10 protein-coding genes are annotated in these 9,682 nt (G+C 71.3%); 6 read left to right on the top strand and 4 right to left on the bottom strand.

Annotated elements, in window-relative coordinates; genetic code table 11:
• The first annotated feature begins 490 nt into the window (after positions 1-490).
• A complete protein-coding gene (locus V6U88_RS20715) occupies positions 491-919 on the top strand; it encodes a phage holin family protein (protein WP_334455333.1) in 429 nt (142 codons plus the stop codon).
• A 117-nt stretch (positions 920-1,036) separates the two neighbouring features.
• Positions 1,037-1,588: a DUF5872 domain-containing protein gene (locus tag V6U88_RS20710; RefSeq protein ID WP_334455332.1), complete on the top strand. Its 552-nt coding sequence runs from the start codon at positions 1,037-1,039 to the stop codon at positions 1,586-1,588.
• 38 nt (positions 1,589-1,626) lie between these two features.
• On the opposite strand, the gene V6U88_RS20705 is transcribed toward V6U88_RS20710, so the two are convergent.
• Both V6U88_RS20705 and V6U88_RS20700 read right to left on the bottom strand, forming a co-directional pair.
• Positions 1,627-2,817: an MFS transporter gene (locus V6U88_RS20705; RefSeq protein WP_334455330.1), complete on the bottom strand. Its 1,191-nt coding sequence runs from the start codon at positions 2,815-2,817 to the stop codon at positions 1,627-1,629.
• Between the two features lie 57 nt (positions 2,818-2,874).
• On the bottom strand, positions 2,875-3,771 hold the full coding sequence (locus tag V6U88_RS20700) for a redoxin (RefSeq protein ID WP_334455329.1): 897 nt from the start codon (positions 3,769-3,771) through the stop codon (positions 2,875-2,877).
• Positions 3,772-4,202: 431 nt separating this feature from the next.
• Between V6U88_RS20700 and V6U88_RS20695 the strand changes: the two genes are divergently transcribed.
• The 3 genes from V6U88_RS20695 to V6U88_RS20685 all read left to right on the top strand — a co-directional run bounded on the left by V6U88_RS20695 (position 4,203) and on the right by V6U88_RS20685 (position 7,040).
• Positions 4,203-5,375: a low temperature requirement protein A gene (locus V6U88_RS20695; RefSeq protein ID WP_334455327.1), complete on the top strand. Its 1,173-nt coding sequence runs from the start codon at positions 4,203-4,205 to the stop codon at positions 5,373-5,375.
• Positions 5,376-5,548: 173 nt separating this feature from the next.
• A complete protein-coding gene (locus V6U88_RS20690; protein ID WP_334455326.1) occupies positions 5,549-6,064 on the top strand; it encodes a YsnF/AvaK domain-containing protein in 516 nt (171 codons plus the stop codon).
• A gap of 154 nt (positions 6,065-6,218) precedes the next feature.
• Positions 6,219-7,040 (top strand): mechanosensitive ion channel family protein, encoded by an 822-nt coding sequence (locus V6U88_RS20685; RefSeq protein ID WP_334455324.1) that lies wholly within the window; start codon positions 6,219-6,221, stop codon positions 7,038-7,040.
• Positions 7,041-7,179: 139 nt separating this feature from the next.
• Here V6U88_RS20685 and V6U88_RS20680 read toward each other — a convergent pair whose 3' ends face one another.
• Both V6U88_RS20680 and V6U88_RS20675 read right to left on the bottom strand, forming a co-directional pair.
• Positions 7,180-7,602 carry a nuclear transport factor 2 family protein gene (locus V6U88_RS20680; RefSeq protein ID WP_334455321.1) on the bottom strand — a complete coding sequence of 141 codons (423 nt, stop codon included), beginning with the start codon at positions 7,600-7,602 and terminating at the stop codon, positions 7,180-7,182.
• An 88-nt stretch (positions 7,603-7,690) separates the two neighbouring features.
• Positions 7,691-8,656 (bottom strand): SDR family NAD(P)-dependent oxidoreductase, encoded by a 966-nt coding sequence (locus V6U88_RS20675; protein ID WP_334455318.1) that lies wholly within the window; start codon positions 8,654-8,656, stop codon positions 7,691-7,693.
• Positions 8,657-8,739: 83 nt separating this feature from the next.
• On the opposite strand from V6U88_RS20675, the gene V6U88_RS20670 reads away from it, so the two are divergent.
• A complete protein-coding gene (locus tag V6U88_RS20670; protein ID WP_334455316.1) occupies positions 8,740-9,654 on the top strand; it encodes an AraC family transcriptional regulator in 915 nt (304 codons plus the stop codon).
• Positions 9,655-9,682 lie beyond the last annotated feature (28 nt).

The following is a 9,682-nucleotide window of genomic DNA, read 5'->3' as shown; positions in this document are numbered from 1 at the left end:
GCTCGGAACGTACTCGGGCCCGCCCCCGTGAACAGTCATTCATGTGACACGTGTACATCTCTCGATAGCTGGAGCTGTTCCACATCATGGCACTGATGATCTTCGACGGGATCCCCGGATCGTGTCGGCTGTCGATGCATTCGGGGGGGTCGTTTGCACGTTCGTCTATTCCTTGTCGACGGAAACCTCGACGACGCGGAAGGCGACCACCTCGGGTGCCGCGAACGCCACGGTTACGGCGGACCGAACGGGTCGCCGATCCTGGCCGAGTGCGGGCCGGCATCGCCCCCGTGTGCCGAATCGGCCCTCCCACGCCTGCGGGCACCGATGGATCCCCGGCAGCCACGTCGACGGCTTCGTCGTGGTCGTGCCCGGAACAGCAGCGGACAGGTATGCCGGTGACGTTCGTGGGTAAGCGGCTGCCCGCAACGGCCGAGGAGGGGGACCCATGGGTGACGCGGCGGCGGAACGGTCCAGAGCATCCGCAGCAGTGGTCGGTCCGACCGAGCGCCTGGCTGCCGAGGTGGCCGAGGTGGTGCGGGAGGAGATCCGGCAGGTACGCGCCCACCTGCTGAGGTCGGCCCGTCCGGCGGGTGCCGGCCTGGCACTGCTCGCCACCGCCGGGGGGTGTCTCGTCCTGGGTGCCGGGGCCGCCTCGGCGACCGCGCTGCGCGTGCTGGAGGGTTTCCTGCCCCGCCGGTTGGCCACCGCGGGACTCACCGCGGGCTACCTCGCCGCCGCCGTGGTGCTGGGCCGCGCGGGCCTGCAGCAGTTGCGGGCGGCCGGCGGCGGCTCGGCCTGGCTGGCCGACGAGATGCAGGACGCCGTCTCCGCCACCGCGAGCCAGGTGGTGCCGGCCGGTGCCGCCGCCGTCCGGGACGAACTCGACCGTTGGGGTTCCGCCCGAAGGGAGCAGTGACCTCGACGGCCGTGCGCGCGTCGGTCGTCGCCGGTGAGCCGCACCCACGTGCGCCCGCATCGACGGGGTCGAGGGGCCGGGAGGCATAGCCGGTGCAGGCCCGGGTAGCTGCCAGCCATGGCGCGATACACGAAGCCCGAACTCAGGGAGCAGCTCAAGGAAGAAATCAAGGCTTCCGACAAGGGCGGCAGGCAGGGGCAGTGGTCGGCGCGTAAGTCGCAGCTGCTCACCCAGGAGTACAAGAAGCGCGGCGGCGGCTTCCAGGGTCCCAAGGACGAGCGGCAGAAGTCCCTGCAGCGCTGGGGCGAGGAGAAGTGGCAGACCAAGGAGGGCGACACCCGCGCGCGTCGCGACGGCACCACCAGTCGATACCTGCCCAAGCGGGCCTGGGAGGAGCTCTCCGAGGGCGAGAAGCGGGCGACCGACGACAAGAAGCGCGCAGCGTCTCGATCCGGCAAGCAGTACGTGGCCAACACCGGGTCGGCCAAGCAGGCCCGTAGGGACGCCACCACGGTCGGCCGGCTGTCGGAGCTGCCGGTCACCGAGGCGGCCAAGCTCGTCCGCGGCCTCGACACCGGGCAGCTCAAGACCGCCCTGAAACGCGAGCGCGAGGGCAAGGCGCGCAAGACGCTCATCCAGCGCCTCGAAGCGGAGCTCGGCCGCCGGTGATCAGGCGCCCCGCCTCGCGCAGTGCCGGCACGGTCTGGTCAGGCGGGTGACGTCCGGCCGGCCCTGCGCAGCCCGAGCAGGGCGACCAGGGCGAAAAGGATGACGGCGACGGCGAGCTCGTTGGCGGTCCGGCGCAGGCCGCCGCCGTAGACCACGAGGAAGCCGGCGATGACCGTGGGCAGGCCGAAGCCGACGTAGCAGACGATGTAGATCAGGGAGAGCACGCTGGCGCGTTCGTGCGCCTCGGCCAGCGGCATGACCGTCTTGATGCTGCCCTGGAATCCGCCACCGAAGCCGATGCCCCCGAGCGCGAGGCCGACGAAGAGACCGGCGATGGACTCGGTGGTAACCGACACCAGCGTGACGATCATGCCCAGGATGAGCGCGGTGATGCCGGTGAGCATCACGGTCCGTGCGGCGGCGTTGCGCAGCAGGAGGATGGCGATGGTCCCGAAGCCGGCGAAGACGAAGACGACCAGACCGCCGACCACGATCGACATCTCCATGAGGGCGCGCACGAGCGCCGGGCCGAGCGCGCTGAAGAAGCCGGCCAGCGCCCAGACGGCGAAGACCACCGGAGCGACGGCCAGTACCGGCCCGCGCACGGCGCGGGGCAGGGTGATCTCCGGCCGCAGGCTCTGCAGCGCCCCCTTCATGGGCGTGACCGTTTCCGGCATCAGCACGACCCCGACGCCCTGGAGCAGCAGGATGACGAGCAGGACGACGTACACCAGTCGCGTCGGCGCGGGCAGGAACTGGACGAGCAGCGCCGAGAGCAGGGCACCGGTACCGGTCCCGATGCCGGGGCCGAGAGCGTTCGCGAGCGCGCCGCGGGCGCGGTTGATGTCGAGCATGGCGGCCCCGACCGCGCCGATGGCGGCGCCGGCCGAAAGCCCCTGCACGATGCGGGCGACCACCAGCGCGGGTACCCCGTTGGCGACGATGAAGATGACCAGCGAGACCGCCTGGACGGCGATCGCCACGAGCACCACCGGCCGCCGCCCGACGTGGTCGGAGAGCTTGCCGAAGGTGAGCAGGGACGCCAGCACCGCCACGGCGTAGACGGCGAACACCACCGTGGTGGAGATCGGCGAGAAGCACCAGCGGGCCTGGTAGATCTCGTAGAGCGGGGTCGGCGCGGCCGATGCGGCCACGAAGCACACGAGGATCGAGGCGAGCAGAAGCAGGGAGACCTTCGGCGAGAGACGCCTCGAATCGGCGGTACTCATCAAACGTGCTCCCTAGGTCGGCTGCGAGCGGCGGTCCGGCACCGAGGCGGAGGGTGTCTAGGGGCCGAAGGTGAAGGCGTACGCGCGGAGGCCGGGCCGGTCGGCGACGAGGGTCAGCAGGTGCTCGTCCCGGGACGCGCCGGCGACGAGCCGGATCATGGCCGCCCGGTCGATGTGCGCGACCGCGTCCGGGTCGACGTCTGCGCCGCGCTCGTCGCCGATCGGCTCTCCGTCGAGGAGCACCCGGACCGCGGCCTGCCCGGCGGGGCCGGGGTCGACGACGAGGTTCACCTCGCCGGCGTTGAAGGGCAGGGCCAGCTCGCCGATGCCGCCGGCGAGTTCGACGTACTCCTTGCTGCTGGCCCAGTCGCCGCTCAGGGCGAACGTGCCGGGCAGGCTGCGCGCGGCGCCGAGGTACGTCTCAGGCGTGACGCCGACGTACGAGGGCATCCCGCTCCGGGCGAAGGCCATCGCCTCCTGGCTGACCGGCGGGAGCCTGGTGCCGGGCGCCCTGATCTCGAGAAGCCGCCGGATCTCCGACTCGACCCGCTCGTAGCTGCCCTCGCCGAGCCACCGGTCGACGAGTCTGCCGTCCGCGCCGAAGAGGTACTTCGCGGGCCAGGCGTCGTTGCCGAGGGCACGCCAGAACCTGAACTCGTTGTCGATCGCGATGGGATGGGTGAGGCCGTGGTCGCGGATCGCCCGGTCGATGTTCTCGGCGTGCCTGCCGAACTCGAACTCGGGCGCGTGCACGCCGATGACGGTCAGGCCCAGGTCGGCGTAGTCGCGGTGCCATGCCTTGACGTAGGGCGCGGTGCGGATCCAGTTGATGCAGGTGTACTCCCAGACGTCGATCAGGACCACCCGGCCGTGCAGCGCGTCCGGGGTCAGTGGCGGTGAGTTCACCCACCGCTGGCCGGCGAAGGTCGGGAGCCGCATCGCCACCGCGGTCACAGCGGCGACCTGGAGGCCGTCGGGTCCGCGCTCCGCTGCGCGGTGGCGCCCGGGACGACGATCCGGAACGGGCGTACGACGGTTGGCGTCGACATGAGACTCCCCAGTCCGCTGGGTTCATGGACCTGCCCGGTGTGGGCGACGCATGGCGATCGAGAGCGGCGCGGGCCGTACCCGCAGGGCAGCGGTCGCGCCCTGGCGGCGGCGCGAGCGGTGGCCCCGGTACCGCCAATGCTCCTCGCGATGTCGTGCTCAGCGTAGCCACGCGTCAGGGCGCGTGAGCCGGAAAGCCGACCTCATCCCGCTCCGGTGGTCCTCTCGGAGGCGACCGCGCTGCCGCCGGTCACCCACCCGTGCCGCCCGATCTGTCCGGATCCGGCCCGCCGCGCAGTGCCGGGTGGTATGAAATCAGCAGGCGCGGGAGGAGTGCGATGTCCGGCAGGCCGGCGTTGCTGCGCCGAGGCGACGAACCGCCGAAGGCGTCCTTCCTGGAACTCTTCTTCGACCTGGCGTTCGTCTTCGCCCTGCGGCAGTTGTCCGTCGCCTTCCTGGCCGACGCGAGCCCCGCCGGGGCGGCGCGGACCGCTCTCCTGCTGTTGGCCCTCTGGTGGGTCTGGGTCGTGACCGCGTGGTACGCCGACTGGTACGCCCGCGCCAACCGCTGGGTACAGGCGCTGTTGGTGGCCACCACGCTCGGCGTGACGCTGATGAGCGTCGCGGTGCCGCACGTGTACGCGCATAAAGCCGTCCTCTTCGCCGGCGCCTATGTCGCGATCAACGTGGGTCGCGGCAGCATCAACCTGTTCCTGCTGCGGGGGCACCGGTTGCGCCGGCGCACCCTCAGGGTGTTCGTCTGGATCAGCGCGACGGGGGTCCTGTGGCTGATCGGCGCGTTCTGGCCGGCCGGGCGGGTGCCGGTCTGGGCGGTGGCCCTGGCACTGGACTACGTGGGGCCGCACATCGGGTGGCCCACCCCGTGGCTCGGGCGCACCCGCCCCGAGGACCTGAAGCTACGGGGTGAGCACGTGACCGAGCGGTACCAGCAGATCTTCATCATCGCGCTCGGCGAGCTGGTGCTCGGCGCCGGCCTGGCCTACACCGCGACCGCCATGAACGCCGCACACTCCGCGGCGTTCCTGCTGGTCTTCGCCGTTTCCGTCCTGATCGGGCAGCTGTACGTGACGCCGGCGGGCCGAAACCTGGGCACCGCCATCAACGAACGCGACCCCTCCCGATTCGGCGCGGTCACCGGCGACCTGCACCTGCTCATGATCGCAGGAGTCCTGGCCGCCTCCGTGGGCGCGGAATTCCTCATCACGCACCCCACCGACCAGGGACCCGCTGTCGCCGTCGGCCTCGTCACCGTGGGTCCGGCGCTCTTCCTCGCCGGCCGGGTGGCCCTGTCGGCCGCGATCTACCGGCGGGTGTCCTGGGCCCGGCTGGCCGGCCTGCTCGGGGTGCTCGTCGCCGGCGTCACCGCGTACGCGCTGCCGCTGGTCGGCGTGGGCGCGGTGGCGACCGCGGTGCTTCTCGGCGTGGCGGTCCTCGACCGCCGGCTCGGGGGAATCGAGCCGACTCGGCCTGTAAACCAGGCGGGCCGGTGACCGGGTAACGCCGTCGGCGAGCGCGCGAGAAGCTCCCTGTCCGATCCCGTCCACGGGACTCCGCACGGTTCCGCGGCACCAGCAGCGATTCCTGGCCGCTTTTGGATATCCGCCTCGACGATGCCCCGGGAAATGGCGGTCCCGACCAGCGAAAAGCGTGCACAAAGTCTGGTTTGGGATTCCGGTACCGGCACTACGGCCTGAGCTGGAACGAGTCCTACCGGGACCGCGGGTCGGCCGGCTACCCCGGCGCCGACGCGTCCTACCAGGCCAGCGCCGGGCACGACACGTCCGGCCCGAACACCGACGATGCCATGACCCGCTCCGAGGAGCGGCTCCACGTCGGCACCGAGCGGGAGCAGGCCGGCAAGGCGCGGCTGCGCAAGTACGTGGTGACCGAGCAGCAGCAGGTCACCATGCCCGTCCAGCGCGAGGAGGTCCGGCTGGAGCGCGAGCCGATCACCGACGCCAACGTCGGTAGGGCGATGGACGGCCCGGCCATCAGCGAGGAGGAGCACGAGGTCACGCTGCACGCCGAGCGGCCCGTGGTCGACAAGGAGGCCGTGCCGGTCGAGCGGGTCCGCCTGGGCAAGGAGACCGTCACCGACACCGAGACCGTCGGCGGTGAGGTACGCAAGGAGCGCATCGAGGCCGACCTGCCCGACGAGGGTCGCCGCGACCTGAACTGAGTGCCGGCGGAAATGCGGTGCCATCCCTGGAATTGTCGTCGGGGGTGGCACCGCATTTCCGTGCAGGATGTCCACGGCCGGAGCGGTTTTGAGTGTCACGCGGGCGGGTACATCGGGTCCTGGAAATGCTTCTATAGGCATGAAAGGCGATTCGATGAGAGACAATTTTGGTGACGCGGTGGGTGACGCGCTCCGCTCGGTGATGCTGTTCCTGCCCAAGGCGGTCGCCTTCGTGGCGATCCTCGTGGTGGGCTGGCTGATCGCCAAGGCCGTACTGAAGATCGTGGACAAGGTCCTGGAGCGGGTCCACTTCGACAAGGCCGTCGAGCGGGGCGGCATCAAGACCGCGCTGGCCCGGTCGAAGTACGACGCCAGCGACATCGTCGCCAAGCTCGCCTACTACGGGGTCCTGCTGGTCACCCTGCAGCTGGCCTTCGGCATCTGGGGTCCCAACCCGATCTCCGACCTGATCCGCGGTGTGGTCGCCTGGCTGCCGAAGGCGTTCGTCGCCATCGTCATCGTGGTCGTCGCCGCCGCGATCGCCAAGGCCGTCAAGGACCTCATCTCCAGCGCACTCGGTGGCCTGTCCTACGGCCGCATCCTGGCCACCATCGCCTCGGTGTTCATCCTGGGCCTGGGCATCATCGCCGCGCTCAACCAGATCGGCGTGGCCACCGCCGTCACCACCCCGGTGCTGATCGCCGTGCTCGCCACCGTCGGTGGCATCCTCGTCGTCGGCGTCGGCGGTGGTCTGGTCCGCCCGATGCAGAGCCGCTGGGAGAACTGGCTCACCCGCGCCCAGGAGGAGTCGCAGACCATCGCCACCCACACCCGCGCCTACCAGGCGGGTCGCCGGGACGCCGACGCGGCGATGGCCACCATGCCGCCGGCCCAGCCGCTGGGCGGACGGGGTGCGGAAGCCAGCAACGAGGCCACCATGGTCATCCCCGAGGCGGGCCGCGCCAACTACCGCTGATTATCCGGAGTCGAGTGACTGAAGGGCGGGCACCGGTCCGGGGGACCGATGCCCGCCCTCTCGCTGCGCAGACGCGGCAGGGGTGCGCGTACCGCCTCGGGCCGGCCCGACGGCGGGCGCCGTTCACGGCGCTGAGGTGTCAGGCAGCGACGGCCTGGGCGACGACGTGGGTGTCCTCGTACAGGTGCAGACGGACGATCTTGCTGTTCTGCACGGTGAGGTGGAAGGCCACCGGCGTGGTGAAGGTGCGGTTGTTCGCCCTCACGGTGTGGGTGAAACGGCCCAGCCACACCGCGTCGTCGCCGTCGACGAGCAGCTTGTCGAACTCGACGACGCTCTCCCCGGCAACGAGGGCGGGCCACAGCAGCCTGAAGTACTCCGGTACCTCCCGGCGGTGGGTGCGGCGCCCGGTCCAGGGCAGGCTCTCGTCACCCGGGACGTACCAGTCGATCTCTTCGGCGAAGACGTCCGCGATGTGGTCCGGATCGCCCGCGCCGAGCAGCTGGAAGAAGGTCTGGACCGTTTCCCGGACCGTTGCCTCCTGAGCGGTGTCATGTGACATCAGAACCTCCGGATGGGGACAGGCGGTGGCGTCGGCCACCGCGAGTGGACCTGTCAGGTAGCTGAGGGGCGGGCCACACCCGCGCTGCTCACCGGGCGTCGAGGACCTGTTCGGCGTACGCCCAGAGCCGGTCGGCGGCGGCCGGGTCGACCGCGTGCTCGGCCACGCCGGTGGCCGGCTCCGGGCCGCCCGGCACGACCTCCGCCTCCTGGTTGTCCTCGAAGTACCGGCCGGTGACGCCCTCGACCAGCGGCGACGCGGCGAGCAGCACCGAGGTCGCCGCGCCCTGCGCCGGGCTCTTGTAGTACGACGGCGTGACGAGGTTGCCCGCCTCGTCCATCGCCCCGAAGGCGCGCATGGTGTCGGCGTCGAGGTGGCGTTGCAGGTTGGTGTGGACGTACCCCGGCGTGAAGGCGTTGGCGGTGATCCCGTCGCCGGCCCACCGGCGGGCGATGCCGACCGCGAGCAGGACGTCCGCGGTCTTGGACTGGCCGTACGCCGTCCACGGGTCGTACGCGCGCCGTGCGAACTGGGGGTCGTCGAAGTCGACCCCGGCCCGCAGTTGAGCGCCGGAGCTGACCACCACGACGCGGGCCGACCCGGCGGCCCGGAGGTTGTCGCGCAGCCCGCGGGCGAGCGCGAAGTGGCCCAGGTAGTTGGTGGCGAGCTGGAGTTCCCAACCTTCGGGGGTCAGCTGCCGCTGCGGCACCGCCATGATCCCGGCGTTGGCGATCAGGGCGTGCAGTGGGCCCTCCCAGCCGGCGACGAAGGCGTCGACCGAGTCCAGGTCGGCCAGATCGAGCGCCGCGGCCCGGACGGCGCCCGGGGCTGCCGCGGCGAACTCCTCGACCAGGCCCGCCGCCCGCGCGGGCTCACGGGTGGCGACGGTGACCTCCGCCCCCGCTGCGGCGAGGGCACGCACCGTTTCCGCGCCGATGCCGGAGGCACCGCCGGTGACGATGATCCGGCGTCCGATGAGGTCGACGCCGTCGAGGATCTCGGCGGCGGTGGCGTGGGCGGTGAACGGGGTGATCACGCGCTTGGTGCTGGTCATGGTGGCAACGCTACGAGCGCTCGGCGTGGACTGCCTATAGTCTGAACTCTTACATTCTTTCGTGTGCGTCCAAGGGGGCAGGGATGGACCCGTTGGAGGACGTGCTGTCGCTGCTGCAGGTGTCGAGTTACCTGTCGTGCGGGATGTCCGGCGGTGGGCGCTGGGCGGTCGCCTTTCCGCCGCCGACCGGGCTGAAGTTCAACGCCGTCCGCCGGGGCGACTGCTGGCTCCGGGTGGACGGCCTGCCCGATCCGGTCCGGCTTCGCGAGGGCGACTGCTTCGTGCTGACCCGGCCGCACCCGTTCACCCTCGCCAGCGACCTGGACCTGCCGGCCGAACCGTCGCATCTCCTCTTCGCGGCGGCCGGGGACGGCGTGGCCCGGGCTGGAGAGGGCGACGAGGCGTTCCTCATCGGCGGCGGGTTCAACTTCGTCGGGCCGGCTCGCGAGCTGCTGCTCGACGATCTGCCGCCGGTCCTGCACGTGTCCGCCTCGACGCCGGAGGCCGCGACGGTGCGGTGGGCGGTGGGCGAGATTGACGTCGAACTGCGGCGCCGGCCGATGGGGGGCACGCTGGTCGCCGAACACCTGGCACTGGTCATGCTGATCCGCATCCTGCGCCTGCATCTGGAGCGCGATCCGGGCCGGACGGCTGGCTGGCTGGCCGGACTGGCGGACCCGACGGTCGCCGCCGCGCTGCGCGGGATGCACGCCCGACCCGCCCACCCCTGGACCGTGGCGGAGCTGGCCCGAGTCGCGGCCGTCTCCCGGTCCACGCTGGCCGCCCGGTTCAAGGACGTGGTCGGCAAGGGTCCGCTGGAGTACCTCACCCACTGGCGGGTCGAGCTGGCAGCCGAGCGGATCCGCCGTGGCGAGACCCTCGCGACCGTCGCCCGGTCCGTCGGGTACGGCTCGGAGAGCGCCTTCAGCGTGGCTTTCAAGCGGACCATGGGCTGTTCTCCGCGCACCTACCGCAGCCGGCTCACCCACCAGAGCTGAGCACGGGGATGCATTGCAGTCGCATTGC

Source organism: Micromonospora sp. CPCC 205739 (assembly GCF_036906795.1).
In the GTDB taxonomy this organism is placed as follows: domain Bacteria; phylum Actinomycetota; class Actinomycetes; order Mycobacteriales; family Micromonosporaceae; genus Micromonospora.
This window is presented reverse-complemented; position numbering and strand designations above follow the sequence as displayed.

Bases quoted from the DNA above. Each gene is read 5' to 3' on its own strand.
- V6U88_RS20710 (WP_334455332.1), top strand. From the start codon at position 1,037: ATGGCGCGATACACGAAGCCCGAACTCAGGGAGCAGCTCAAGGAAGAA.
- V6U88_RS20705 (WP_334455330.1), bottom strand. From the start codon at position 2,817: ATGAGTACCGCCGATTCGAGGCGTCTCTCGCCGAAGGTCTCCCTGCTT.
- V6U88_RS20695 (WP_334455327.1), top strand. From the start codon at position 4,203: ATGTCCGGCAGGCCGGCGTTGCTGCGCCGAGGCGACGAACCGCCGAAG.
- V6U88_RS20685 (WP_334455324.1), top strand. From the start codon at position 6,219: ATGAGAGACAATTTTGGTGACGCGGTGGGTGACGCGCTCCGCTCGGTG.
- V6U88_RS20680 (WP_334455321.1), bottom strand. From the start codon at position 7,602: ATGTCACATGACACCGCTCAGGAGGCAACGGTCCGGGAAACGGTCCAG.
- V6U88_RS20675 (WP_334455318.1), bottom strand. From the start codon at position 8,656: ATGACCAGCACCAAGCGCGTGATCACCCCGTTCACCGCCCACGCCACC.
- V6U88_RS20670 (WP_334455316.1), top strand. From the start codon at position 8,740: ATGGACCCGTTGGAGGACGTGCTGTCGCTGCTGCAGGTGTCGAGTTAC.